Genomic DNA, 26,511 nt, shown 5'->3' with positions numbered 1-26,511 from the left:
CTATGAGCTCAGTGCAGTACCCGACCCGGTTGCCTTGCGGCAACCGGGTTCTTGATTTGTCGCGTACCCATGTCATGGGTATTCTCAATATCACCCCCGATTCCTTCTCCGATGGCGGGCGCTTCAGCCAGCGCGACGAGGCCCTGCGCCATGCCGAAGCGATGGTTGCGGCCGGTGCCACGCTGATCGACATTGGCGGTGAGTCCACCCGCCCTGGCGCGCGGGCGGTATCGGTGACCGAGGAGCTGGAGCGTGTGGCGCCGATGGTCGAGGCCATCAACAGCCGCCTCGACGTCGTCATTTCGGTCGATACCTCCACGCCTGCCGTCATGCGTGAATCGGCGCGCCTCGGTGCGAGGTTGATCAATGATGTGCGTGCCCTGGAGCGTGATGGCGCCCTGGACGCCGCTGCCGATACCGGGCTACCGGTGTGCCTCATGCACATGCGCGGCGAGCCGGGTAACATGCAGGACGACCCGTATTACGATGATGTGACCGCTGATGTCACGCGTTATCTGGAACAGCGGATGGCCGCCTGCGCTGCAGCGGGCATCGACGCGAACAGAGTCATCCTTGACCCTGGCTTTGGTTTCGCCAAGACCCTGGCGCACAACCTGAGCCTGTTCAAACACATGGAAGCGCTCTATCGCCTTGGGCGCCCGCTACTGGTGGGCGTATCACGAAAGAGCATGATCGGCCTGACGCTGGAACGTCCGGTCGGCGAGCGCTTGTACGGCAGCCTTGCGCTGGCGGCGTTGGCCATGACCAAGGGGGCGAGCATCCTTCGTGTCCATGACGTGGCCGAAACCGTCGATGTGGTACGCATGATTGCTGCGGTACAAAACGCCGAATAAGTACATTGGAGTCCCTATGAGCAGAAAATACTTTGGTACCGACGGCATTCGTGGCCGCGTCGGCGAATACCCGATCACGCCTGACTTCATGCTGAAGCTTGGCTGGGCGGCCGGCATGGCCTTCCGCAAGCAGGGCAATTGCCGGGTGCTGGTGGGCAAGGACACACGTATCTCCGGCTACATGTTCGAGTCCGCACTCGAAGCCGGTCTGGCCGCAGCAGGTGCTGACGTCATGCTGCTGGGGCCAATGCCTACGCCGGCCATCGCCTACCTGACTCGCACCTTCCATGCCCAGGCGGGTATTGTCATCAGTGCTTCGCACAACCCGCACGAAGACAACGGCATCAAGTTTTTCTCGGGCCAGGGCACCAAGCTGCCGGACGAAGTCGAGCTGATGATCGAAGAGTTGCTCGACCAACCGATGACCGTTGTCGACTCGGGCAAGCTGGGCAAGGTCTCGCGCATCAACGATGCTGCCGGTCGCTACATCGAGTTCTGCAAGAGCAGCGTGCCTAGCAGCACCAGTTTCGATGGCCTGAAGCTTGTGGTCGACTGTGCCCACGGTGCCACCTACAAGGTCGCGCCAAGCGTGTTCCGCGAGCTGGGTGCCGACGTGACCGTGCTGCATGCCCAGCCGGACGGCCTGAACATCAACGAAGGTTGCGGCTCGACCCACATCGAATCGCTGCAGGCCGCCGTGCTGGTTGGTCATGCCGACCTCGGCATTGCCTTCGACGGTGATGGCGATCGCGTGCTGATGGTCGACCATACGGGCGCCATCGTCGACGGTGACGAGCTGCTGTTCATCATTGCCCGCGACCTGCATGACCGTGGCAAGCTGCAGGGCGGGGTAGTGGGTACGCTGATGAGCAACCTGGGCCTGGAGCTTGCGCTGAAGGACCTGGATATCCCGTTCGTGCGGGCCAAGGTCGGCGACCGTTACGTCATGGCCGAACTGCTGGAGCGTGAGTGGCTGGTCGGGGGTGAAAACTCTGGCCACGTCGTGTGCTGCAACCACACCACCACCGGTGACGCGATCATTGCCGCGCTGCAGGTGCTGATGGCGCTCAAGCGCCGTGGTGAAACCCTGGCGCAGGCCCGTCAGGCCCTGCGCAAGTGCCCGCAGGTGCTGATCAACGTACGCTTCGGCGCCAGCAAGGTCGACCCGCTGGAGCACCCGGCAGTCAAGGAAGCCAGCGCCAAGGTGACCGAGGCCCTGGCGGGCCGTGGTCGTGTTCTGTTGCGCAAGTCGGGTACCGAGCCGTTGGTGCGGGTCATGGTCGAGGGCGAAGACGAAAGCCAGGTGCGCACGCACGCCGAAGCGTTGGCCAAACTGGTCAGCGAAGTTTGTGTCTGAAGGCGCTTGCCAGCGCAGATCTGGTTGGGTAAGATCTGCGCCCACTTTGACCGACGAGGTAAAGCATGCGTCGCCCTATGGTAGCTGGTAACTGGAAGATGCACGGTACCCGCGCTAGCGTCGCTGAGCTGACCGAAGGCTTGAGCAATCTCGCCTTGCCGAGCGGAGTGGAAGTCGCGGTGTTTCCACCGGCTTTGTTCATCAATCAGGTGATTGATGGGCTGGCAGGTAAAGAAATAACTGTCGGCGCACAGAATTCTGCTGTACAACCCGAACAGGGTGCGCTGACCGGGGAAGTTGCTCCGGAACAGCTGGTTGAAGCAGGTTGCAAGTTGGTGTTGGTTGGTCACTCTGAGCGTCGCCAGATCATTGGTGAAACCGACGAAGTGCTCAATCGCAAGTTTGCAGCGGCCCAGGCCAAAGGTTTGAAGCCAGTGCTTTGCATCGGGGAAACCCTTGAGGAGCGCGAGGCAGGCAAAACGCTTGAAGTTGTCGGGCGTCAACTAAGCAGTATCATCGAAGCATTCGGTGTTAAGGCTTTTGCCAATGCAGTAATTGCCTATGAGCCTGTATGGGCCATCGGCACTGGCCTGACGGCCACGCCACAGCAGGCCCAGGATGTGCACGCCGCCATCCGCGGCCAGCTGGCGGCAGAAGATGCTGAAGTGGCTGCGAAGGTGCAGCTGCTCTACGGCGGCAGCGTGAAGGCGGCCAATGCGGCCGAACTGTTCGGCATGCCGGATATCGATGGGGGTCTCATTGGTGGGGCTTCCCTGAACGCAGACGAATTCGGTGCAATTTGTCGCGCCGCAGGAAACTGAACAAATGCTGGAAACAGTCATCGTTGTTTTTCATCTGTTGGCAGCGCTGTCGCTTGTAGTGCTGGTACTGTTGCAACAGGGTAAGGGTGCCGAAGCAGGTGCATCTTTCGGCGCGGGTGCTTCAAATACCGTGTTCGGGAGCCAGGGCTCTGCAACGTTCCTAAGTAAATTCACTGCTATACTCGCTGCCACTTTCTTTTTGACAGCACTTGGGTTAGGATACTTCGCGAAGCAACAAGCTCACCAGCTTAGCCAAGCAGGTCTTCCAGATCCAGCAGTGCTAGAAGTGAAAGAGCAGCAGAAGCCGGCAGTTAATGATGATGTACCGGTGCTCCAACAGCAGAAGAGCGAAACCACCAATAATACGGGTGATGTACCTCCTCCGGCTCAAGAGCAGAAGTAACGGGTTTCAAGTAGTAGTATTGCCGAGGTGGTGGAATTGGTAGACACGCAACCTTGAGGTGGTTGTGCCCATAGGGTGTAGGGGTTCGAGTCCCCTTCTCGGTACCAATTGAAGCTTGAGAGCCCGCTTTAGCGGGCTTTCTTGTAGGTGAACGTTTGGATTTGACCCCTAACAGGGTTCGGTCTTATACTTTCGCCCCAGCTTTGTCGCGGGGTGGAGCAGCTTGGTAGCTCGTCGGGCTCATAACCCGAAGGTCGTTGGTTCAAATCCAGCCCCCGCAACCAGCTTCAGCGGAGCCCCTTTTCAGGGGCTTTTTGCTAACCGAACAGTTTTCGGCGTCGTTGTCCAACGGCGCTTTCAGGGATGGGCGCTTTGCCCATTTTTTATTTGCACAGCATGCACGAGGGGGTTCAGGTGTCGAGCAAGCTAGAACAGTTGCAGGCCTTGTTGGCCCCGGTTGTCGAGGGTCTGGGCTATCAGTGCTGGGGGATCGAATACGTTTCCCAGGGTAAGCATTCGGTACTGCGCATCTACATCGACAAGGACGGCGGCATCCTGGTGGAGGACTGCGAAGCGGTCAGTCGTCAGGCCAGCGCCATTCTCGATGTGGAAGATCCAATCAGCAGTGAGTACACCCTCGAGGTGTCTTCTCCAGGCATGGATCGCCCACTGTTCACTCTGGAACAGTTTGCCTCGCATGCCGGCGAACAAGTGAAGATCAAGCTGCGCTCACCCTTCGAGGGTCGTCGTAACTTCCAGGGCCTTCTCCGCGGTGTGGAGGAGCAGGATGTGGTGGTCCAGGTGGACAATCAGGAGTTCCTGCTGCCGATCGACTCGATCGACAAGGCCAATATTATTCCCAGTTTTGACTGAGACGTGCCGGGCCCGGCGGACTATCCGGGCCCAATGGCTTGCGCAAGGCGAGGCGTACGATGAGCAAAGAAGTACTGCTGGTTGTTGAATCGGTATCCAACGAAAAAGGTGTACCGCCCGGCGTCATTTTCGAAGCGCTGGAGGTGGCCCTGGCCACTGCAACCAAAAAACGTTTTGAAGACGAAGTCGATCTGCGTGTGGAAATCAACCGCCACACCGGTAGCTACGAGACTTTCCGTCGCTGGACCGTGGTCGATGAAGCCGACCTTGATGATCCGGCGATCGAAACCTGGTTGGACAAGATCAAGGACACTCATCCCGAAGCCAAGGTTGGTGACGTGATCGAGGAGAAGATCGAGTCCATCGAGTTCGGTCGTATCGCCGCTCAGACCGCCAAGCAGGTCATCGTGCAGAAGGTCCGTGAGGCCGAGCGTGCCCAGGTGGTCGATGCCTACCGCGAACGCGTAGGCGAGATCATTTCCGGTACCGTCAAAAAGGTTACCCGCGACAACGTCATCGTTGACCTGGGCAACAACGCCGAGGCCTTGCTGGCCCGCGAGGATATCATTCCGCGTGAAACCTTCCGTGTGGGTGTGCGCCTGCGTGCACTGCTCAAGGAAATTCGCACTGAAAACCGTGGTCCTCAGCTGATCCTGTCGCGCACCGCGCCACAGATGCTGATCGAGCTTTTCCGCATTGAAGTGCCGGAAATTGCCGAGGGCCTCATTGAAGTCATGGCTGCTTCCCGTGATCCGGGTTCGCGAGCCAAGATCGCCGTCCGCTCCAAGGACAAGCGCATCGACCCGCAAGGTGCCTGTATCGGCATGCGTGGTTCGCGCGTCCAAGCTGTATCCGGGGAGTTGGGTGGTGAGCGTGTGGATATCGTCCTTTGGGACGATAACCCGGCGCAGTTCGTCATCAACGCCATGTCGCCGGCTGAAGTCGCGGCGATCATCGTTGATGAAGATGCCCATGCCATGGACATCGCCGTCGCCGAGGATAACCTGGCCCAGGCCATTGGCCGTGGCGGTCAGAACGTTCGTCTTGCCAGTCAGTTGACCGGCTGGACCCTGAACGTGATGACCGAGAAGGACATTCAGGCCAAGCAGCAGGCCGAAACAGGTGACATCCTGCGCAATTTCATCGATGAACTGGAAGTCGACGAGGAGCTGGCCCAAGTGCTGGTCGACGAAGGCTTCACCAGCCTCGAAGAAATTGCCTACGTACCGTTGGAAGAAATGCTCAACATCGATGGCTTTGACGAAGATATCGTCAATGAGCTCCGCGCTCGAGCCAAGGACCGTTTGTTGACCAAGGCCATCGCTACCGAAGAAAAACTGGCAGACGCCCACCCGGCCGAAGACCTGCTCTCTCTTGAGGGTATGGACAAGGACCTGGCGGCTGAACTGGCGGTGCGCGGCGTGGTTAACCGCGAAGACCTGGCCGAGCAGTCGATCGACGATCTGCTCGACATCGACGGCATCGACGAAGAGCGTGCCGGCAAGTTGATCATGGCCGCCCGAGCCCATTGGTTCGAGTAATTAGGCGCGGCCTGAGGAGAGAAGTGCATGACGCAAGTCACGGTGAAAGAACTGGCCCAAGAGGTCGAGGCACCGGTAGAGCGCCTGCTGCAGCAGATGCGTGAGGCAGGTCTGCCGCACACCGACGCCGGTCAGGTAGTGACCGACAATGAGAAGCAGACCCTGCTGACTCATTTGAAAAGCAGCCACAAGAGCAAGGCGGAAGAACCGCGCAAGATTACCTTGCAGCGCAAAACCACCAGCACCCTGCGTGTCGCCGGTAGCAAGAGCATCAGCGTAGAAGTACGCAAGAAGAAAGTATTCGTGCAGCGCAGCCCGGAGGAAATCCAGGCTGAGCAGAAGCGTGAAGTGGAAGAGCGCCGCGCGGCCGAAAACGCCGCTCGCGACAAGGTTGACGCCGATGTTCGCCAGCGCAACGAAGATCAGGCTCGCCGTCAGGCAGCCAACTCTGCTGTAGCCGCCCCTGCGCCTGCTGCCAAGCCAGAGCCGGCACCTGCCGCTGCCCCGGCCCCGGTAGTCGCCGACGCCCCGGCCTCCGAAGACGCTGCAGCCCGTGCTGCCGAGCGCAAGAAGGACGAGACCCGTCGCAACGAAAGCCGTACCCGTGATGACGATCGTCGTCGTGGCGAGGCGCCTCGTGTGTCGATCAAGGTCAAGGTCAAGGAAAAGGAAAAGGCGCCGACTCCGCGTGCTGCTCCGCGTACCACCGACGAAGAGAGCGATGGCGCTCGTCGTGGTCGTGGTGGCAAGGGCAAGCTGAAGAAGCGTAACCAGCATGGCTTCCAGAACCCGACCGGCCCCGTCATCCGTGACGTGACCATCGGCGAGACCATCACGGTCTCCGAACTGGCCAACCAGATGTCCGTCAAGGGCGCTGAAGTTGTCAAGTTCATGTTCAAGATGGGCACCCCGGTTACCATCAACCAGGTACTCGACCAGGAAACCGCTCAGCTGATCGCAGAAGAGCTGGGCCACAAGGTCACCCTGATCAGCGATAGCGCCCTGGAAGACTCCCTGGCCGAATCGCTGAAATTCGAAGGCCAGTCAGAGTCGCGTGCGCCGGTGGTAACTGTCATGGGTCACGTTGACCATGGTAAGACCTCGCTGCTCGACTACATCCGTCGTGCCAAGGTTGCCGCTGGCGAAGCCGGTGGTATCACCCAGCACATCGGTGCCTACCACGTGGAAACCGACCGCGGCATGGTCACCTTCCTCGACACCCCTGGCCACGCAGCTTTCACTCAGATGCGTGCACGTGGTGCCAAGGCGACCGACATCGTCATCCTGGTGGTGGCGGCGGACGACGGCGTGATGCCGCAAACCCGCGAGGCCGTTCAGCATGCCAAGGCAGCTGGCGTTCCGCTGGTTGTTGCGGTGAACAAGATCGACAAGCCAGGTGCTGACCTCGATCGCATCCGCAACGAACTGTCCGTCGAAGGCGTGACCTCCGAGGAATGGGGTGGTGACACGCCGTTCGTCAAGGTTTCGGCGAAGATGGGTACCGGTGTCGACGAACTGCTCGAAGCCGTCCTGCTGCAGGCCGAGGTTCTCGAACTGACCGCTACGCCTACTGCCCCAGGCCGTGGTGTCGTGGTTGAATCGCGCCTCGACAAGGGCCGTGGTCCGGTTGCTACCATCCTGGTCCAGGACGGTACGCTGCGTCAGGGCGACATGGTGCTGTGTGGCTCCAACTATGGCCGTGTTCGCGCCATGCTCGACGAGAACGGCAAGCCTGTGAAGGAAGCTGGCCCGTCGATCCCGGTCGAGATCCTCGGCCTGGATGGCACGCCGGAAGCCGGTGACGAGCTGTCGGTAGTGGCCGACGAGAAGAAAGCCCGCGAAGTTGCCCTGTTCCGTCAAGGCAAGTACCGCGAGGTCAAGCTGGCCCGTGCTCACGCCGGCAAGCTGGAAAACATCTTCGAGAACATGGGCCAGGCCGAGAAGAAAACCCTCAACATCGTTCTCAAGACCGATGTTCGCGGTTCGCTCGAGGCGCTCAATGGTTCGCTCGGCGCTCTGGGCAACGACGAAGTACAGGTCCGTGTGATCGGTGGCGGCGTAGGTGGTATCACCGAGAGCGACGCCAACCTGGCGCTGGCTTCGAATGCGGTACTGTTCGGCTTCAACGTGCGTGCCGATGCCGGCGCGCGCAAGATCGTCGAGCAGGAAGGTCTGGATATGCGTTACTACAACGTGATCTACGACATCATCGAAGACGTCAAGAAGGCCCTGACCGGCATGCTCGGCAGCGATGTTCGCGAGAACATCCTGGGTGTCGCCGAAGTACGTGACGTGTTCCGTTCGCCGAAGTTCGGCGCCATCGCTGGCTGTATGGTCATCGAGGGCACCGTATACCGTAACCGTCCGATCCGCGTACTGCGCGAAGACGTGGTTATCTTCGAAGGCGAGCTGGAATCGCTGCGTCGCTTCAAGGACGACGCCGCCGAAGTGCGTAACGGCATGGAGTGCGGTATTGGCGTCAAGAGCTACAACGACGTCAAGGTCGGTGACAAGATCGAAGTGTTCGAGAAAGTCCAGGTGGCTCGTACCCTCTAAGGGCGAGCTAGCCGCAAACGCCCGCTACAGGGCGGTTTGCGGCACCTCTTCAGGTAGCGCCCGGTCAGGCATTGGTCTGACCGGGCGTTTGCCGCTTTAAGTTACAGGTAGCAAGAATGGCCAAAGAATACAGCCGTACCCAACGTATCGGCGATCAGATGCAGCGCGAGCTGGCCGAGCTGATCCGTCGCGAAGTCAAGGACCCACGTGTCGGTCTGGTCACCATCACCGCCGTGGACGTCAGCCGTGACCTGGGCCATGCCAAGGTGTTCATCACCGTCATGGGCGAGGAAACGCCAGACGCCGTGAAGCAGTCGTTGAAGGCACTGAACAGTGCTGCCAGCTTCCTCCGTCTGCACCTTGGCCGCTCGATGCAACTGCGCAGCGTGCCGCAGCTGCACTTCCACTTCGATGAAAGCGTCAGCCGCGGTGTGCACCTGTCGGCGCTGATCGAGCGTGCAGTGGCCGAAGACCGCCTGCACAAGGATACCGACGAGCTGGACACCAAGGAGTAAGCGGTGGCCCAGGTCAAACGTATCCGCCGCAATGTCAGCGGCATCATCCTGCTCGACAAGCCTTTGGGCTTTACGTCCAACGCCGCCCTGCAAAAGGTGCGCTGGCTGCTCAACGCGGAAAAGGCCGGCCACACCGGTAGCCTCGACCCGTTGGCAACCGGCGTGCTGCCGCTGTGCTTCGGCGAGGCGACCAAGTTTTCGCAGTACCTGCTCGATTCCGACAAGGGCTACGAAACCGTCATGCAGATGGGCCAGACTACCAACACCGGCGATGCTGAAGGTGAGGTGCTGCAGACCCGCGAAGTGACCGTTGGTCGTGCCGACATCGAGGCAGTGCTGCCACGTTTTCGTGGCCCGATCAGCCAGATACCGCCGATGTACTCGGCGCTCAAGCGTGACGGCCAGCCGTTGTACAAGCTGGCACGTGCAGGAGAGGTAGTGGAGCGCGAGGCGCGTTCTGTTACTATTAACCGCTTGGAGTTGCTGGAGTGTGAAGGCACTCGTGCACGGTTGACCGTAGGATGCAGCAAAGGCACCTATATCCGCACCCTGGTGGAGGATATCGGCGAGGCCCTTGGTTGCGGTGCCTATGTCGCCGAGCTGCGCAGGACCCAGGCCGGGCCCTTCGCGCTGGCACAGACGGTTACGCTTGAAGCGCTTGAACAGGCCCATGCCGAAGGCGGTAACGAAGCGCTCGATCGCTTCCTGATGCCCTCGGACAGCGGTCTGCAGGACTGGCCCATGGTAAGCCTGTCCGAGCACAGTGCGTTTTACTGGCTGCATGGGCAGGCGGTACGCGCGCCGGACGCGCCACAATTTGGCATGGTGCGGGTACAGGATCACAATGCGCGCTTCATCGGTATCGGTGAAGTGAGCGAAGACGGGCGTATTGCGCCACGTCGGCTGATTCGGTCGGAATGACCGAAACCGCAGGGTGAGGCTTCGGCCGAACTCTACGGAATCAAGGGTGGCTGTCAGTAGGCACGGTCACACCTTTTTTATTAATACAGGGATTTGTCCCTGGCCTATTGGACCCCGCTTGCGGGATCCGTTATCAGGAGAAGCCAAATGGCCCTCAGCGTTGAAGAAAAAGCTCAAATCGTTACCGACTACCAGCAAGCTGCTGGCGACACTGGTAGCCCGGAAGTTCAGGTTGCTCTGCTGACCGCGAACATCAACAAGCTGCAAGGCCACTTCAAGGCCAACGGTAAAGACCACCACTCGCGTCGTGGCCTGATCCGTATGGTAAACCAGCGTCGTAAGCTGCTGGACTACCTGAAGGGCAAAGACACCACTCGTTACAGCGCCCTGATCGGTCGCCTGGGCCTGCGTCGCTAATAGCGGCCTGGTCAGTGGTGTGCATGGCGTGTCTCATGCAGTGGCAGCGCTGCCTGGCAGCGTTGTCTATGGGCACGCCATGCGTATCTCCGAGGTTGGCAGCCTGGTGAAGTGGAGCGGTTTTCCGCTCTTCAACCAGGCTCCCAGCCTCGTGTTGTATCTGGACGGTCAATGGGGCCGATTCCCCGTTCTGCCCACAAATTCGCAAGAAACCAGTTCCCCCAGAGCCACTGAAAAAGGTAGGAAACCGTGAACCCGGTAATCAAGACATTCCAGTTCGGTCAGTCGACCGTTACTCTCGAAACGGGCCGTATTGCCCGTCAGGCAACCGGCGCCGTGCTGGTTACCGTCGACAACGACGTCACCGTGCTGGTGACTGTGGTAGGCGCCAAACAGGCTGATCCAGGCAAGGGTTTCTTCCCGCTGTCGGTTCACTACCAGGAAAAGACCTACGCCGCCGGCAAGATCCCAGGTGGTTTCTTCAAGCGTGAAGGCCGTCCTTCCGAGAAAGAGACCCTGACCTCGCGCCTGATCGACCGTCCGATCCGTCCGCTGTTCCCAGAAGGCTTCATGAACGAAGTGCAGGTCGTCTGCACCGTGGTTTCCACCAGCAAGAAGACCGACCCGGACATCGCTGCGATGATCGGTACCTCGGCTGCCCTGGCCATCTCGGGTATTCCGTTCGAAGGCCCGATCGGCGCCGCCCGCGTTGCCTTCCACGAAAGCACCGGCTACCTGCTGAACCCGACCTACGAGCAACTGGCTGCCTCGAGCCTGGACATGGTCGTTGCCGGTACCTCCGACGCCGTACTGATGGTTGAATCGGAAGCACAAGAGCTGACCGAAGACCAGATGCTGGGTGCCGTACTGTTCGCCCACGACGAATTCCAGGCCGTTATCCAGGCTGTCAAAGAGCTGGCTGCCGAAGCTGCCAAGCCGACCTGGGACTGGAAACCTGCCGTTGCCAACACCGAGCTGTTCAACGCCATCCGCGCCGAATTCGGCGAGGGCGTTTCGCAGGGCTACACCATCACCGTCAAGGCTGATCGCTACGCGCGCCTGGGCGAGCTGCGTGATCAGGCCATCGCCAAGTTCTCCGGTGAAGAAGGCCAGCCATCGGCTGCCGAAGTCAAAGAAATCTTCGGCGAAATCGAATACCGCACCGTTCGCGAAAACATCGTAAACGGCAAGCCACGTATCGACGGCCGCGACACCAAGACCGTTCGTCCGCTGAACATCGAAGTAGGTGTTCTGCCGAAGACCCACGGTTCGGCGCTGTTCACCCGTGGCGAAACCCAGGCTCTGGTCGTTGCGACCCTGGGTACTGCCCGTGACGCCCAGCTGCTGGATACCCTCGAAGGCGAGAAGAAAGACCCCTTCATGCTGCACTACAACTTCCCGCCGTTCTCGGTGGGCGAGTGTGGCCGTATGGGCGGCGCTGGCCGTCGCGAAATCGGCCACGGCCGTCTGGCCCGCCGTTCGGTCCAGGCCATGCTGCCGGCTGCTGACGTGTTCCCGTACACCATCCGCGTGGTTTCGGAAATCACCGAGTCCAACGGTTCCAGCTCCATGGCTTCGGTCTGCGGTGCATCCCTGGCCCTGATGGACGCCGGTGTGCCAATGAAGGCGCCGGTTGCCGGTATCGCCATGGGCCTGGTCAAGGAAGGCGAGAAGTTTGCCGTTCTGACCGACATCCTGGGTGATGAAGACCACCTGGGCGACATGGACTTCAAGGTAGCCGGTACCGCCAAAGGTGTTACCGCGCTGCAGATGGACATCAAGATCAACGGCATCACCGAAGAGATCATGGAAATCGCCCTGGGCCAGGCCCTGGAAGCGCGCCTGAACATCCTCGGCCAGATGAACCAGATCATTGGTCAGTCGCGTACCGAGCTGTCGGCCAACGCCCCGACCATGATCGCTATGAAGATCGACACCGACAAGATCCGTGACGTCATCGGTAAAGGCGGCGCCACCATTCGTGCCATCTGCGAAGAGACCAAGGCTTCGATCGATATCGAAGACGATGGCTCGATCAAGATCTTCGGCGAAACCAAGGAAGCGGCAGAGGCTGCCAAGCAGCGCATCCTGGGTATCACCGCCGAGGCCGAAATTGGCAAGATCTACGTCGGCAAGGTTGAGCGTATCGTCGACTTCGGCGCCTTCGTCAACATCCTGCCTGGCAAGGACGGCCTGGTGCACATCTCCATGCTGAGCGATGCTCGCGTCGAGAAAGTCACCGACATCCTGAAAGAAGGCCAGGAAGTGGAAGTGCTGGTACTGGACGTGGACAACCGCGGCCGTATCAAGTTGTCCATCAAAGACGTTGCCGCGGCCAAGGCCTCGGGCGTCTAAGCGACTGCCACGCTACACAAGAGAGGGCCCTTCGGGGCCCTTTTTTCATGGGTGGCGGGAACCTTTTGCGGACTTGCATCTTGCATGCAGGTTTACCGCGCTGATTGCAAAATGCACGACACAGCATTTGATGGCTGTTTGCTAACCTGTTGATTTATAAGGGAACAAGCGAAGCGGAAAAGCTGGCACAGCCCATGCAACTACCTTCTTACCTGACGCCAGGACATACGGCGCAGACCTTTCGAAAAACAGGAGTGACCCACATGAAGAAGTTCGCCATTGCTGCCGCTACTGCTACCGCTCTGACCCTGACCATGGCTAACGCGGCATTCGCCCAACAGTCCACCCAGGCCCCGATGACGCTTGCGGCCGGTGAGGTGACCAAAGCCAAGGAAGCCACTTCCGATACCTGGATCACCACCAAGGTCAAATCCGACCTGCTGACCGAGAAAGGCATCCCGGGTTCCGATATCAAGGTTGAAACCAACAAAGGCGTCGTGTCGCTGTCGTCGACCACCGCCGTGACCGAATCGCAGAAAGAAATGGCGATTGCCATCACCAAGAAAATCAAAGGCGTCAAGGCTGTTTCGGCCGATGGCCTGAAAGCCGAATAAGGATTGTCCCGTCGGCCATATGGATTTGGCCACTTATACACAAAGCCCCGGCGCGAGCCGGGGCTTTTTCATACCTGCTGGTACAGCGGGTTGCGTGCGATCACATCGCTTTCGAAGCATTGCTGCTCGGCTATCAGCGGTTCTACCAGTGGGCGGCTGTCGCGAAAGTGTGCGGTCTGGGTATGGGCTTCATAGGCGGCATCGTCGCGGTAGATTTCGTACAGATAGATAAGCTCCGGGTCGACCCGGTCCTGCGACACATCGAATGCCAGGCAGCCTGGCTCGCTGGCGACGGAAGCGGCGGCATTGACCTTGATCGCCGCCAGAAAGGCCTCAGCACAACCGGGCTTGACACGGGTCTTGATAAACAGGCTATACACAAGTCGCTCCTTTTGTTTTAAATTCACTTACGAATTGTATACAAAAATGGAGCCCCGCCAATGTCTGAATTGCCTGTACGCCCCGGCCGCCTGAATGGCCTGCGCCATATTGCCCTGCTGGTACCCAACCTGGAGGAGTGCGAACGCTTCTACGTCGACGTGCTGGGCATGGAAGTGCTGAACCGCGCCAACGAAGACCTGGTGTACCTTACCTGCGGCAACGACAACCTTTCGCTGGGGCGTGGGGCGGGGGCGGCCAACGGGCTGCAGACCCTGGATCACTATGGGTTCATTGTGGACAGCGTGGAGGAGCTAGAGGCCTGGTACCAATACTTCAAGGCCCATGGCGTGACCTTGCTCGACCGGCCGTTCAACCATGGTGACGGGGCGCGCAGCTTCCACTTGCTGGACCCGGCGGGGAACAAGGTGCAGCCGCTGTATCACCCGGCGGTGTCGGGGCAGCGGTTGGTCTAGTAGGCAACCACATCCCCTTGTAGGAGCAGCCTTGTGCTGCGAAGAGGCCAGAGCTGGCAAGCATTTGTATCTGCCTGTTCCGGCCTCTTCGCAGCACAAGGCTGCTCCTACAAGGGTAAGTGTCAGTCTGAACGACTATTCGGCATCGAGGTGCATCGGCGTCACCACCCGCCCATCGCTCTCAGGCTGCCCCAGGCTGGTATCGATGAAATACACCCGGTCATCTTCAAGCTTGCCCTTGTCCACCAGGTAATCCTTGATACTGCTGGCCCGCTCCTGGCCCAGTGTCCGCAGCAGGGCGGTGCTTTCGGCCCACGACTTGATCACTGCCTCGCGTAGCTTGGTGGTGCGTTCTTCGCGGCCCAGTTGCTCCCATTCGGCAGGCGGCTGCTGTTTCAGGCGCGTGCGGTAGATGCCTTCCAGCATCGCCGGCTTGTCGCTGTCGTCGACTATCAGCATCGAGGCATTGGCCGGCACCTTGTCACCGCGGCGCTGCAGGATCTTGTACCAGGTGGACTGGTACTCACGCTCCAGGCGTTGCTGGGCGATCAGTGGGCCGTCGCTGGCCTGGGCGCTGGTGCCTTCGATTTCCAGGCGTAGCTCCGGGCGCTCTTTCAGCGCCGACGCCAGCTTGTCCAGTGACGACTGGGCATCGCCGGTGAGTTCGCTGGAGCCCGGGGCAAAGGCCACGTTACCCAGGTCTTGCGAGCCACCGCCGGTAATCAGTCCGCCAATGAACTTGAACGGCGCCTGTGCCGCGCGCAGCACCAGGTTGCGCAGGGTTTGCCACACAATCGGCATCACGCTGAACTGTGGGTTGTTGAGGTCACCCGTGACCGGCAGCTCGATCGAGATCTTGCCCTCGGTATCCTTCAGCAGTGCCACCGCCAGGCGGATCGGCAGGTCGACGGCGTCCGGGCTGTCTACTTTTTCGCCCAGCTGCAGTTGCTCCACCACTACCTTGTTCTCGGCCTTGAGCTGGCCGTTGGTAATCAGGTAGTGCAGGTCTAGGTTGAGCCGGCCCTTGCGGATGCGGAAGCCGGCAAACTTGCCGGAGTAGGGCGTCAACGTGGTCAGCTCGACGCGCTTGAAGCTGGTGGCGATGTCCAGGCTGGCCAATGGGTTGAACGGGTTGAGTGCACCCTTGATGGTGACCGGCGCGTAACGGTCGACCTTGCCCTTGACGTCAACCTTGGCCGGCACCGGCTTGCGGTTGTCGATGGTGCCGATCTGGCCGTTCAACTGCTGGGCGGCCGTGGCGAAGTTGGGGGTGAGCGACAGGTCGGCAAAGTTGGCCGAACCGTCTTTGATGTCGATCTGCCCGATGTGGATGCCCAGCGGCTTCTCGCTGCTGGCCGAGGCCGGTTTGGCCTGGCTGCTCGCCGGGGCGCCGGCCGGTTGCGGGATCAGCAGGTCATTGATGTTGGTGGTGCGGTCTTCGTTGATGATGAAGCGCGCATAGGGCTGCAGCAGGGTCACCTTGTCGATCGACAGGGCATCGCCGTGCACGTAGGACAAGCCGTCGACATTCACCTGCTGCCATTTGACGAAGTCGCGGCTCTTGATGGTATCCAGGGTATGCAACTGGTTGACCTGCGCCTTGCCGGTAATGGTGAAGGCCAGTGGCGCGGTGTTCTTCAGGTCGACCTTGAGGTCGCTGGCGAGCATGCCGCTGCGAAGCTCCAGCAGGATGAACGGGCTGATGTAGGCCTGGGCCACGCGCAGGTCGATGTCGCGGGTGCTCACATCCAGCTTTGCCCATATCGGCGCCAGGTTGACCTGGCCAGCCGCCTGCAGCTTGCCTTGCTTGCCTACGCCGGTATCGAGCTTGAGCGTGAAGGGCGACTGGTTGAGGCTGTCGAAACCTTGCAGGTCGGCATTGAGCGGGCCGATGTCCAAGGCGACCGGTTCTTTCTGGCTGCGGTCTGCCAGGTGCACCAGGTAGTTGCGCAATTGCACGTCCTTGAGCAGCACTTGCCACGGCTTGCCAGGCTCCTTGGCGGCTTTCTCTTCAGGCGTAGGCTCGGCGGCGGCAGGCTCGGCCTTTTCCTTCGGCGTGGCCTCGGCCGGTTGGCTGGCGAACAGTTTCTGCCAGTCGAGCTGGCCGTCTTTTTCCAGCGCCGCCCAGGTTTCCAGTTTTTCGCTGCGGATCTTGCCCACGCTGACCAGTTGCTTGACCAGGTCGACGGAGGTTTCGCTCACGTCCAGGCTGGCCAGGCGCGCCAACGGGCGGCCATCCGGTGCCTTGATGGCGAACGGCGCAATGCGTACGGACACGTTATCCAGCAGCAGCTCGGTCTGTTTGGCGAGGTTGAGCGTGTAATGCGCATCAAGGCTGAGCACGCCATCTTCCAGCACCAGTGGCACGGCATCGCGCACGTAGGGCCAGAACAGCTTCATCTTGGCGTCAGTAACCTTCAGTGTGCCTTCGGAGGCGACCGGCGACAGGCTCAGGGTACCTTTCCAGTCGATTCGGCCACCGTTGGGGCCGTTGGCCACCAGCGTCATGTCGGCATTGTCGTTGGGCAGGGTGCTGAGGTTTTTCAGCTCCAGGTTCATGTTGTCGTAGAGGAACTCGATGGGCTCGCTGGGGCGCTGGTCCTCGAAGTGCAGGTAGCCATCGATTAGCTTGATGCTGCCAACGCGTAGCGGGAACGGGTCGCTGGGCGGCGCGTCGGGTTTCGCTTCACTGGCAGGCAGCTTGAACAACCTGGTCAGGTTGAGGGTACCGTCCTTGGCGAACAGCACCTCATTGCGTGGCTTCTCGAGTTCCACGGCTTCCAGATGCAGGGCTTTGGTCCACAGGCTGTCGAGCGAGAGGTTGGCGTACAACCGCTCGAAACCGACCTGCTCCTTGCCCGGCTCGCCGATCTGCAGGCCCCACAGCGTCAGCTCGAGGCTGAAGGGGTTGAGTTCGATCCGTTCGAGGTGGGCCGGTACGGTCGCGTACTGGGCCAACTGCTGGTTGGCGATGCGCAGCGCGACACCGGGAAGAACGAGAAAGCCGAGCAGGCTGTAGAGGGCTACCAGGGCCACGATTGCGCCAGCGGCGCGAGTCAGTCCTTTGTACATGTGTCGCTTCGTCTGTCTAAGCAGGAGTGCTTGGAGTATGGCACGTTAAATCAGTTCCGCAGGGGCGGCCATTTGACGTCATTCGATACCCATGCGCCGTTTGGCCCGATGAGCCGAGCCGTCACGCATGGCCCAGCGCAGCACAGGTGCGGTGCGCTGCAAGCCCAGGCGGATCAGGCGCTGTTGCAAGGGCCCGTGCTGCAGGCCGAGCATGGCCTGGGCCCAGCCCGGCAGCAGGTCGATGCCGGCGTGCAGCATCAGCTTGCCTACCGGCTGTGCCAGGCGGCTGGGGGCCGGGGCGTCGAGCAGGATCTGTATCACCTCATGGCTGCGCGTGTCGCAGTGCAGCTGCGGGCGCATGCGTTGCAGGTAGGCTTCGACCTGCTGACACGAACGTGGCACGTCGCGGGCGCCAAGGCGCTCGGCGATCAGGGCGATTTCGTTGTAATAGGCATCCTGTTCGGCGCGCGGCAGGTGCGGGTTGCGATAACGCAGGTGGGCGGCGAGGAAACTGCTGACCTCCGCCACATGCACCCAGGTCAGCAGGTCGGGGTCGCTGGCGGCATAGGGGCGACCGTCCGGGGCGGTGCCGGTAACCTGCAGGTGAATGGTGCGCACCTTGTCGATCAGCCACTCGGCATCGCCGGTGGCGCCGAAGGTGGTACCGGAAATGAACTGGCTGGTGCGGCGCAGGCGGCCGAGCAGGTCTTCACGAAAGTTTGAGTGGTCCCACACGCCGGCCAGGGCCAGCGGGTGCAACAACTGCAGCATCAGTGCGCTGATGCCGCCCACCAGCATGCTCGGGAAGTCGCCATGTACCCGCCAGCTGATGCTGTGCGGGCCGAACAGGCCGGGGTCGCCCTTGGGCGATTCCAGGTCGAGCTGGCCGAGGGCCAGCCCGGTGAGGCTCATGACCTGGGTTTCGATGCGGCGGCGAAGGGCTTCCATGGCGACCTGTGGTTCAGGGCGGCCATGGACAGCGGCCGCCGGTTACTGGTTGAGGCGTTTATCAATCAGGCCCTGTACCACGCTGGGGTCGGCCAGGGTCGAGGTATCGCCCAGGTTGTCCAGCTCGTTGCTGGCGATTTTGCGCAGTATACGCCGCATGATCTTGCCTGAGCGGGTCTTGGGCAGCGCCGGGGCCCACTGAATCAGTTCGGGCTTGGCGAAACTGCCGATTTCCTTACTGACCAGGGCCAGCAGTTCGGCCTTGAGCGCATCGTCCGGGGCCACGCCATTCATGGGCGTGACGAAGGCATACACGCCCTGGCCCTTTAGGTCGTGCGGGTAGCCGACCACCGCTGCTTCGGCGACGCTGTCATGCAATACCAGCGCGCTTTCCACTTCGGCGGTGCCGATGCGGTGGCCCGACACGTTGATCACATCGTCGATGCGCCCGGTGATCCAGTAGTCGCCATCGGCATCGCGGCGGGCACCGTCGCCGGTGAAGTAATAGCCGGGCATGGGCTTGAAGTAAGTGTCGACCATGCGCTGGTGGTCGCCATAGACGCTGCGGATCTGCCCGGGCCAGCTGGCCTTGATCGCCAGCAGGCCGGCGCCGGGGCCTTCGATCAGCTTGCCCTTTTCATCCAGCAGCACCGGCTGCACGCCGAACATTGGTTGGGTGGCACAGCCGGGTTTGAGCGTCTGCGTACCGGGCAGTGGGGTGAGCATGATGCCGCCGGTTTCGGTCTGCCACCAGGTATCGACGATGGGGCAGCGTTTTTGCCCGACTTCCTCGAAATACCATTCCCAGGCTTCGGGGTTGATCGGCTCGCCGACGCTGCCCAGCAGGCGCAGGCTTTTGCGCGAGGTGCCTTGCAGCGGTGCGGAACCCTCGCGCATCAGGGCGCGCAGGGCGGTTGGGGCGGTGTAGAAGATGTTCACCTGATGCTTGTCCACCACTTGCCAGAAGCGCGAGGTGTCCGGGTAGTTGGGCACGCCTTCGAACATCAGCGAAATAGCGCCGTTGGCCAGCGGACCATAGACAATGTAGCTGTGGCCGGTGACCCAGCCGACGTCTGCGGTGCACCAGAACACCTCGCCGTCGCGGTAATCGAACACCACCTTGAAGGTCATGGTCGCCTGCAGCAGATAGCCGGCAGTGGTGTGTAGCACGCCTTTGGGTTTGCCGGTGCTGCCGGAGGTGTAGAGGATGAATAGCGGGTCTTCGGCCTCCATCGGTTCGGGAGGGCAGTCGTCGCCGGCCTTGTCCGTCACCTCTTGGTACCAGAGGTCGCGGCCTTCGGCCCAGGCCACATCGCCACCGGTGCGGCGCACCACGAACACGCTGCTGACCGCAGGGCAACTGGCCAGGGCCTTGTCGACGTTTTGCTTCAGCGGGATGCGCTTGCCACCGCGCACGCCTTCATCGGCGGTTATCACGGTGCGGCAGTCGGCGTCGAGGATGCGGTCGCGCAGGGCGTCTGGGGAGAAGCCACCGAACACCACCGAGTGGATGGCACCAATGCGGGTGCAGGCGAGCATGGCGAAGGCGGCTTCGGGAATCATCGGCATGTAGATGCATACCCGGTCGCCTTTTTTCACACCGCGCGCCTTCATCGCATTGGCCAGGCGGCAGACCTGGCGGTGCAGTTCGCGGTAGCTGATGGCCTTGGAGTCGTTTGGGTCGTCGCCCTCCCACAGCAGGGCGGTCTGGTCGCCGCGCTGGGCCAGGTGACGGTCGATGCAGTTGTAGCTGACGTTGAGTTGCGCACCGTCGAACCAGCGGGCCTTGCCGGTGTTCAGGTCGCACTGCTGCACGCTTGACCAGGGCTTGACCCAGTCAAGTCGCTTGGCCTGTTCGGCCCAGAAGGTGTCCGGGTCGTCGACCGACTGGCGGTAGAGGCGGCGGTAGTCGTCGGGGGTAAGGGTGGCAGACTGGCTGACGGCCAGGGCCTGGGGGTAATTGCGGATATCGAACATGGCGGGTGGTCCTGCTCTTGTAAGGGGCGATGGACTGCAACGGCTATTCGATAGGACAGTGTAGCTGGGAGCGGTGTTCAACCTGTGCTGGCCTCTTCGCGGGTGAACCCGCTCCCACAGGGACCGCACAATGCTTGGAACTTGTGCAGTACCTGTGGGAGCGGGGCTTACCCGCGAATAGGCCGGTGCAGGCGTTAGATCACCCGCGGTGACGGCCGCGGAAGTAGTTGATCAGGCCTTGGGTGGAGCCGTCTTCGGCGCTGTCTTCCAGGGTGCCGACCAGGCGTTGGTAAACGCCCTTGCCCAGCTCTTTACCCAACTCCACGCCCCACTGGTCAAAGGCGTTGATGCCCCAGATCACGCTTTGCACGAACACTTTGTGCTCGTACATCGCCACCAGTGCGCCCAGGCGGCGTGGGCTGATGCGCTCCACTACCAGGGTGTTGCTCGGGCGGTTGCCCGGGATCACCTTGTGCGGGGCCAGCTTCTCGATGTCCGCTTCGTTCAGGCCTTTGCCGCGCAGTTCGGCCTCGGCTTCTTCACGTGTCTTGCCCTGCATCAGCGCCTGGCTCTGCGACAGGCAGTTGGCGTACAACCACTGGTGATGGTCGGCCACCGGGTTGAAGCTCACTACCGGCACGATGAAGTCGGCCGGAATCAGCTGGGTGCCTTGGTGCAGCAACTGGTGGTAGGCATGCTGGCCGTTACAGCCAACCCCGCCCCAGATCACCGGGCCGGTATCGGTTTTCACCGGAGTGCCGTCCTGTAGCACGCTCTTGCCGTTGGACTCCATGTCCAGTTGCTGCAGGTGCTTGGTGATGTTGCGCAGGTAGTGATCGTACGGCAGGATCGCGTGGCTATTCGCGCCCCAGAAGTTGCCATACCACACGCCCAGCAGGGCCAGCAGCACCGGCATGTTCTTGTCGAACGGCGCGGTCTGGAAGTGCTGGTCCATGGTGTAGGCACCGGACAGCAGTTCCTTGAAGTTGGCTGTGCCGATGGCCAGGGCAATTGGCAGGCCGATGGCCGACCACAGCGAATAGCGCCCACCCACCCAGTCCCACATCGGGAAGATGTTCTCTTCGCGAATGCCGAAGGCCACTGCCGCGGCCTTGTTGCTGGAAACCGCGATGAAATGGCGGTACAGCTCGGCTTCCGAGCCGCCCTGGGCCAGGTACCAGGTGCGCGCGGCCATGGCGTTTTTCAGGGTCTCGAGGGTGTTGAACGACTTCGACGAGACGATGAACAGGGTGGTTTCGGCGCGCAGGTTGGCCGAAAGCTCGTGGAACTCGCTGCCGTCGATGTTGGCCAGGTAGTGGCAGCGTACGCCACGCTGGGCGTAGGGCAGCAGCGCCTCGGAAACCAGCTCTGGGCCAAGGAACGAGCCCCCGATGCCGATGTTGACCACGTCGGTGATCGGCTTTTCGCTGTAGCCGCGCCACAGGCCGTCGTGGATGCGGCCAACCAGTTCGGTGATCTGGTTGAGTACCTTGTGTACTTCCGGCATGACGTTCACGCCGTTGACGCTGAGCTTGTCGCCCACGGGCCGGCGCAGGGCAGTGTGCAGCACCGGGCGGCCTTCGGAGGCGTTGATGATTTCGCCGCTGAACATCGACTTGATGGCGTCTTGCAGGCCCACTTCGTTGGCCAGGTTCACGAGCAGGTCCCGGCTTTGTTCGGTGATCAGGTTTTTCGAGTAGTCGAGGAACAGGCCGCAGCAGCTCAGGGAGAACTGGTCGAAGCGTTGGGCATCGGCGGCGAAGGCTTCGCGCATGCTGAAGCCTTGCATGGCGTCGCGGTGTTGCTGAAGCGCCTGCCAGGCGGGCAGGGCCGTCACATCGTGGGGAGTACGGTAATACGCCATTGCGCGGGGTTCCCTTGGTGCGTGGTGATGCCTTGGACACGGCAGTCATTGCCGGGTTCAGGCTGGCATCATTATAGGCAAAGGCCACGCACTGGGAATGGGTATGGCAGGGTGATTTTGGGGACACACTTTGCGCCCCATTCGCGGCACAAGGCCGCTCCCACAGGGTTGAGGACAGCGCGGTCCCTGTAGGAGCGGCCTTGTGCCGCGAATGGGCTGCATAGCAGCCCCAGGCCGTTACGCGGTCTTCTCTTCCACATGCAGGTAAAGGTTGTCGATCAACCGTGTGTTACCCAGGTAAGCCGCCGCAATCACCACCAGGTCGCGGTCATCGATCACTGCCGGGCGCAGGCTCACGGCATGGCGCACTTCCAGGTAATCGGGGCGCAACCCCGCCGCACTCAGCTGCGCCTGCCCATCAGCGACCAACGCGGCAAAGTCCCGTTGGCCACGGCCGATGGCCTCTGCAATGTGCTGCAACGTGCGGTACAGCACTGGCGCGATCGCACGCTGCTCCGGCGTGAGGTAGCCATTGCGCGACGACAGCGCCAGGCCATCTTCGGCACGCACTGTGGGCTCGCCAATGATCTGCACCGGCATGTTCAGGTCGCGCACCATGGCGCGGATCACCGCCAGCTGCTGGAAGTCCTTTTCACCGAACACCGCAAGGTCAGGCTGGACCATGTTGAACAGCTTGCTGACCACGGTGGCCACGCCTTCGAAATGCCCGGGCCGGCTGGCGCCGCACAGTCCTTCGGAAAGGTGGGGCACGCTGACGCGGGTTTGCACGCTCATGCCGTCGGGGTACATCTCTTCGGCGCTGGGGGCAAACAGCAGGTTGCAGCCGGCCTGCAGCAGGCGCTCCTGGTCTGCGGCCAGGGTGCGCGGGTACTTGTCGAGGTCTTCGTTGGCGCCGAACTGCAGCGGGTTGACGAAGATGCTGGCCACCACGAAATCGGCGCGCTGCGCAGCCTTTGTTACCAGGGCCGCGTGGCCGCTGTGCAGGTTGCCCATGGTCGGCACGAAGCCGATGCGCTTGCCTTCACCGCGAGCGCGGGCGACGGCGGCGCGCAGTTCGCGGACGGTCTTGACTGTATTCATGCACTGAACCCGTGTTCGCTACCTGGGAAGCTGACTTGCTTGACCGCCTCGACGTAAGCGACGAGGGCGCTGTGGATATCGGGCTGGCCTTGCATGAAGTTCTTCACGAACTTCGGCACCCGGCCGGTCAGCGACAGGCCGAGCATGTCGTGCAGTACCAGCACCTGGCCATCGGTGGCGCTGCCGGCGCCAATGCCGATCACCGGAATGCCCACGGCATTGGTGATTTCTGCCGCCAGTTCGCTGGGCACGCATTCGAGCAGCAGCATGGCCGCGCCGGCCTGTTCCAGGGCAATGGCGTCGGCGCGCATCTGCCGGGCTTGGGCTTCCTGGCGGCCTTGCACCTTGTAGCCGCCCAGCACGTTGACGGTCTGCGGGGTCAGGCCCATGTGCGCACACACCGGCACGCCGCGCTCAGCCAGCAGACGGATGGTTTCGGCCAGCCACGCGGCGCCTTCAATCTTGACCATGTGCGCGCCGGCCTGCATCAGCGTGGCGCTGTTGGCAAAGGCTTGCTCCGGGGTGGCGTGTGCCATGAACGGCAGGTCGGCGAGGATCAGCGCCCCGTCATTGCCGCGTTTGACACTGGCGGTGTGGTACGCCATGTCCGCCGTGGTTACCGGCAGGGTGCTGTCGTGGCCCTGCAGGACCATCCCCAGCGAGTCGCCCACCAGCAACACTTCAATGCCGGCCTGGCTGGCGGCCTTGGCGAAGGTCGCGTCGTAGCAGGTCAGCATGGTGATTTTTTCACCCTTGGCCTTGAGGCCATTGAGGGTGGTAAGGGTTACTTCAGGCATGTCGGAAAATCCTCGTTCAGGCGCTGTAAAAAACGACTGCATTCAACGCGTGTAGTCATCTTCCGGAGCGGCACATCATCGCGCGTGATGTTCGGGCACAGGTCCGTCCGGGCCTAAATACGGGTATGCGGCACTTTGGTGCCACACGGGACGCCTATAGTCGTGAGCGAGGTGGGGGAAGTCAATCACCCTGTTACCGCATTGTTACGATCAGGGTGTTACTGGCGTTACCGCGCCAGTGGGCAAGGCTGAAACGCCCGGTTTACAGGCGTTCAAGGCCGACGAACGGGCAGTCGTCGAGCAATTGCGCGAGGGCGCGGCCATCGGCCAGGTGGAAATCGTCCGGCACCAGTTCAGCCAGTGGGTACAGCACGAAAGGCCGGGCATGCATGTGGTAGTGCGGCACTTTAAGGCGTGGCTCGTCGAGTACCTGGTCACCAAACAGCAGGATGTCCAGGTCCAGCGTGCGCGGGCCCCAGCGCTCATTGCGCACGCGGCCCTGGCCGTTCTCGATGGCTTGCAGCGCATCGAGCAGCGCCAGTGGCGGCAGTGCGGTGTCCAGGGCGGCGACAGCGTTGGTGTAACGCGGTTGGCCGGGCAGCAGCGAATCGCTGGTATACAGGGCCGAAGCCGCTACCAGGCGCGTGCCCTCGACCTGGTCAAGCGCCTGCAAGGCACTGCGCAGTTGTTCGGCAGGCGCGTCAAGGTTGCTGCCCAGGCCAACGTAGGCGCGGGTCTTCACTCGGCCGCCTCGTCACCACCGCGCTTGCGTTTGCTGGCGCTGCGTTTGCGTTTGCGCGGGCCGGCACCGGTGCCTTCGTCACGGCTGCCCAGTTCGCGAATCATCTCGCGGCGCTCGCTGTCGTTGGCATCCTGGTAGTCGGTCCACCACTGGCCGAGATCGTCGGTATCTTCCCCGGCGCTTTCACGCAGCAGCAGGAAGTCGTAACCGGCGCGGAAGCGAGGGTTGTCCAGCAGCATGTCGGCGCGTTTGCCGCTGCGCCGTGGCAGGCGCTCCTGCATGTCCCAGATCTCGCGGATCGGCAGGGTGAAGCGCTTGGGAATGGCGATGCGCGCGCATTGCTCGGCGATCAGGTCGTGGGCCGCGCCGTTCATGGCCGGGATCGGCGGCACGCCCTGGTTCTGCAGGTGCAGTACACGGGCCGGCAGGGCTGGCCACAGCAGCGCAGCGAACAGGAACGCCGGGGTTACCGGTTTGCCCTGCTTCACGCGCAGGTCGGTGTTTTGCAACGCCTGGCTGATCAGTGTGTGGGCATAGGTCGGGCGCTCGTCCAGGGCGTGGGCACTGGCCGGGAACAACGGCTCGAACAGCTGCAGGTCGACCAGCATCTCGAAGGCGATGGCGCCTTGGCCGGAGAGGAACAGCTTTAGGCTTTCCTCGAACAGGCGTGCCGGTGGAATCTCGCGCAGCAACGGGGCCAGTTCGCGGATCGGCTGGACCGTGTGCTTTTCGATACCGAAGTCCAGCTTGGCGGCGAAACGCACCGCGCGCAGCATGCGCACAGGGTCTTCCTGGTAACGGTGGGTCGGGTCGCCGATCAGCCGCAGCAGGCGGTTGCGCACATCGTGCACACCATTGGCGTAGTCGAGAACGCGCTCGCTGACCGGGTCGTAGTACAGGGCATTGATGGTGAAGTCGCGACGTTGCGCGTCTTCTTCCAGGGTGCCGTACACGTTGTCACGCAGGATGCGGCCACTGGAATTGTGCGACGAACGGTGGCTGTCGCCCTGATCGTCTTCCGAGTGGGGCGCGCGGAAGGTGGCGACTTCGATGATCTCACGGCCGAAATGCACATGGACCAGCTTGAAGCGGCGACCAATGATGCGCGCGTTGCGGAATTCGGCGCGGACCTGTTCGGGGGTGGCGCTGGTGGCGACGTCGAAATCTTTGGGCGTGATGCCCAGCATCAGGTCGCGGACACAGCCACCGACCAGGTAAGCCTGGTAGCCGGCGCTTTGCAAACGTTCCACGATGTTCACCGCGTGACGGCTGAACTGGTGGCGCTGCAGCGAGTGCTGACTCTTGTTGATCACCTCAGGCGTGGTGCGCCTGTGGTGCGGGCCCGGTACGGGCGGGCGGAAAGACTGGAACAGCTTCTTCAGCATGGGATGCACTGTGTGAAGGAATGTTCGGCCAAGAATAGGAGAATGGCCGCATGATGGGCGGGGATTCTAGCATTTACTCGGGGAATGGTGTAGGCGGGTAGCAGGATGCCTGCCAGAAGGGTAGAAACGACAAGGGGAGCCTAAGCTCCCCAAGAAGTCGTTGCGTGCTCTTATTGTTTTTTTTGCTGGGCTTTTTGTTTTTGTTGAGTGCCCTGTCCACAAATCTCGAAGCTTGTGAACGACCCCCAATCCAGGGGTTAAGAGCAAACGGATTGCTTTGGCCGCTGATGTCACGTTGATCTGTCGATCCAACCAGTTCAGGCGCTGCTTTTTAGTGCAGTTTTTGTTGTTCTCTGCCTGGTCGTGGGGCAAGCCCCAAACACGCATCCTCTCCAAAAGAATCAGTTAGCTGCGCCTCCGCCGTCTTGTTTTTATTGTGCGTGAGCCGTTTCGTCTTGTTCTTATTTTAGGTTGCAGTGCTTGTTATTGTTTTTGTACTAAGCATATAGCAGGTGCCGTGCCAACTTTTGGAAACCCAGTAAAA

22 protein-coding genes and 2 tRNA genes are annotated in these 26,511 nt (G+C 61.4%); 15 read left to right on the top strand and 9 right to left on the bottom strand.

The annotated features are described in order from the left end of the window. The first annotated feature begins 2 nt into the window (after nucleotides 1-2). From folP to ABI582_RS24760, 14 genes are all read left to right on the top strand, one after another. Entirely contained in the window at nucleotides 3-854 is an 852-nt protein-coding gene (folP, locus tag ABI582_RS24825; RefSeq protein ID WP_442120571.1) for a dihydropteroate synthase, read from the top strand. A gap of 16 nt (nucleotides 855-870) precedes the next feature. Next, entirely contained in the window at nucleotides 871-2,211 is a 1,341-nt protein-coding gene (glmM, locus tag ABI582_RS24820) for a phosphoglucosamine mutase (protein ID WP_442120570.1), read from the top strand. Nucleotides 2,212-2,276: 65 nt separating this feature from the next. After that, the gene (gene tpiA, locus ABI582_RS24815) at nucleotides 2,277-3,032 is read left to right on the top strand and encodes a triose-phosphate isomerase (protein ID WP_043202566.1); all 756 of its coding nucleotides are present in this window, start codon (nucleotides 2,277-2,279) and stop codon (nucleotides 3,030-3,032) included. A gap of 4 nt (nucleotides 3,033-3,036) precedes the next feature. Beyond that, complete coding sequence (gene secG, locus ABI582_RS24810) at nucleotides 3,037-3,435, top strand: preprotein translocase subunit SecG (protein ID WP_043202565.1); 399 nt, start codon at nucleotides 3,037-3,039, stop codon at nucleotides 3,433-3,435. Between the two features lie 21 nt (nucleotides 3,436-3,456). Further along, nucleotides 3,457-3,542 (top strand) — tRNA-Leu (locus tag ABI582_RS24805). 100 nt (nucleotides 3,543-3,642) lie between these two features. Beyond that, nucleotides 3,643-3,719: transfer RNA gene (locus tag ABI582_RS24800), tRNA-Met, on the top strand. Nucleotides 3,720-3,849: 130 nt separating this feature from the next. Further along, complete coding sequence (gene rimP, locus ABI582_RS24795) at nucleotides 3,850-4,308, top strand: ribosome maturation factor RimP (RefSeq protein WP_167659473.1); 459 nt, start codon at nucleotides 3,850-3,852, stop codon at nucleotides 4,306-4,308. Nucleotides 4,309-4,367: 59 nt separating this feature from the next. Continuing rightward, the gene (nusA, locus tag ABI582_RS24790; protein ID WP_009685349.1) at nucleotides 4,368-5,849 is read left to right on the top strand and encodes a transcription termination factor NusA; all 1,482 of its coding nucleotides are present in this window, start codon (nucleotides 4,368-4,370) and stop codon (nucleotides 5,847-5,849) included. Between the two features lie 27 nt (nucleotides 5,850-5,876). After that, entirely contained in the window at nucleotides 5,877-8,405 is a 2,529-nt protein-coding gene (gene infB / locus ABI582_RS24785) for a translation initiation factor IF-2 (protein WP_338745259.1), read from the top strand. 116 nt (nucleotides 8,406-8,521) lie between these two features. Next, nucleotides 8,522-8,920, top strand: a complete 399-nt coding sequence (rbfA, locus tag ABI582_RS24780; RefSeq protein ID WP_016489165.1) for a 30S ribosome-binding factor RbfA — start codon at nucleotides 8,522-8,524, stop codon at nucleotides 8,918-8,920. Nucleotides 8,921-8,923: 3 nt separating this feature from the next. Further along, complete coding sequence (gene truB / locus ABI582_RS24775; protein ID WP_016501634.1) at nucleotides 8,924-9,841, top strand: tRNA pseudouridine(55) synthase TruB; 918 nt, start codon at nucleotides 8,924-8,926, stop codon at nucleotides 9,839-9,841. Nucleotides 9,842-9,988: 147 nt separating this feature from the next. Beyond that, nucleotides 9,989-10,258, top strand: coding sequence for a 30S ribosomal protein S15 (gene rpsO, locus ABI582_RS24770; RefSeq protein WP_016489163.1), 270 nt, complete (start codon nucleotides 9,989-9,991; stop codon nucleotides 10,256-10,258). A gap of 249 nt (nucleotides 10,259-10,507) precedes the next feature. After that, on the top strand, nucleotides 10,508-12,613 hold the full coding sequence (pnp, locus tag ABI582_RS24765; RefSeq protein ID WP_016501633.1) for a polyribonucleotide nucleotidyltransferase: 2,106 nt from the start codon (nucleotides 10,508-10,510) through the stop codon (nucleotides 12,611-12,613). A gap of 263 nt (nucleotides 12,614-12,876) precedes the next feature. Then, nucleotides 12,877-13,227 carry a BON domain-containing protein gene (locus ABI582_RS24760; protein WP_016489161.1) on the top strand — a complete coding sequence of 117 codons (351 nt, stop codon included), beginning with the start codon at nucleotides 12,877-12,879 and terminating at the stop codon, nucleotides 13,225-13,227. A 68-nt stretch (nucleotides 13,228-13,295) separates the two neighbouring features. On the opposite strand, the gene ABI582_RS24755 is transcribed toward ABI582_RS24760, so the two are convergent. Further along, complete coding sequence (locus ABI582_RS24755) at nucleotides 13,296-13,607, bottom strand: putative quinol monooxygenase (protein WP_442120569.1); 312 nt, start codon at nucleotides 13,605-13,607, stop codon at nucleotides 13,296-13,298. A 60-nt stretch (nucleotides 13,608-13,667) separates the two neighbouring features. On the opposite strand from ABI582_RS24755, the gene ABI582_RS24750 reads away from it, so the two are divergent. Continuing rightward, nucleotides 13,668-14,081, top strand: coding sequence for a VOC family protein (locus ABI582_RS24750; protein ID WP_112250023.1), 414 nt, complete (start codon nucleotides 13,668-13,670; stop codon nucleotides 14,079-14,081). A 135-nt stretch (nucleotides 14,082-14,216) separates the two neighbouring features. On the opposite strand, the gene ABI582_RS24745 is transcribed toward ABI582_RS24750, so the two are convergent. The 8 genes from ABI582_RS24745 to ABI582_RS24710 all read right to left on the bottom strand — a co-directional run bounded on the left by ABI582_RS24745 (nucleotide 14,217) and on the right by ABI582_RS24710 (nucleotide 25,967). After that, nucleotides 14,217-17,153, bottom strand: coding sequence for a DUF748 domain-containing protein (locus tag ABI582_RS24745; protein WP_442120568.1), 2,937 nt, complete (start codon nucleotides 17,151-17,153; stop codon nucleotides 14,217-14,219). 78 nt (nucleotides 17,154-17,231) lie between these two features. Continuing rightward, nucleotides 17,232-18,101, bottom strand: a complete 870-nt coding sequence (locus ABI582_RS24740; protein ID WP_338745255.1) for an oxygenase MpaB family protein — start codon at nucleotides 18,099-18,101, stop codon at nucleotides 17,232-17,234. Nucleotides 18,102-18,143: 42 nt separating this feature from the next. Beyond that, nucleotides 18,144-20,078 carry an acetate--CoA ligase gene (gene acs / locus ABI582_RS24735; RefSeq protein WP_442120567.1) on the bottom strand — a complete coding sequence of 645 codons (1,935 nt, stop codon included), beginning with the start codon at nucleotides 20,076-20,078 and terminating at the stop codon, nucleotides 18,144-18,146. A gap of 199 nt (nucleotides 20,079-20,277) precedes the next feature. Further along, the gene (gene pgi, locus ABI582_RS24730) at nucleotides 20,278-21,942 is read right to left on the bottom strand and encodes a glucose-6-phosphate isomerase (protein ID WP_442120566.1); all 1,665 of its coding nucleotides are present in this window, start codon (nucleotides 21,940-21,942) and stop codon (nucleotides 20,278-20,280) included. A 237-nt stretch (nucleotides 21,943-22,179) separates the two neighbouring features. Then, complete coding sequence (gene panC, locus ABI582_RS24725) at nucleotides 22,180-23,043, bottom strand: pantoate--beta-alanine ligase (RefSeq protein WP_442120565.1); 864 nt, start codon at nucleotides 23,041-23,043, stop codon at nucleotides 22,180-22,182. Further along, nucleotides 23,040-23,840, bottom strand: coding sequence for a 3-methyl-2-oxobutanoate hydroxymethyltransferase (gene panB, locus ABI582_RS24720; protein WP_019470466.1), 801 nt, complete (start codon nucleotides 23,838-23,840; stop codon nucleotides 23,040-23,042). The genes panC and panB overlap by 4 nt, the downstream gene beginning before the upstream one ends. A gap of 262 nt (nucleotides 23,841-24,102) precedes the next feature. Then, nucleotides 24,103-24,582, bottom strand: coding sequence for a 2-amino-4-hydroxy-6-hydroxymethyldihydropteridine diphosphokinase (gene folK, locus ABI582_RS24715; RefSeq protein WP_258654050.1), 480 nt, complete (start codon nucleotides 24,580-24,582; stop codon nucleotides 24,103-24,105). Beyond that, nucleotides 24,579-25,967: a polynucleotide adenylyltransferase PcnB gene (locus ABI582_RS24710; RefSeq protein ID WP_442120564.1), complete on the bottom strand. Its 1,389-nt coding sequence runs from the start codon at nucleotides 25,965-25,967 to the stop codon at nucleotides 24,579-24,581. The genes folK and ABI582_RS24710 overlap by 4 nt, the downstream gene beginning before the upstream one ends. Nucleotides 25,968-26,511: the final 544 nt, after the last annotated feature.

It is taken from the genome of Pseudomonas sp. SAS7 (assembly GCF_052112345.1).
Lineage (GTDB): Bacteria > Pseudomonadota > Gammaproteobacteria > Pseudomonadales > Pseudomonadaceae > Aquipseudomonas > Aquipseudomonas putida_Q.
This window is presented reverse-complemented; position numbering and strand designations above follow the sequence as displayed.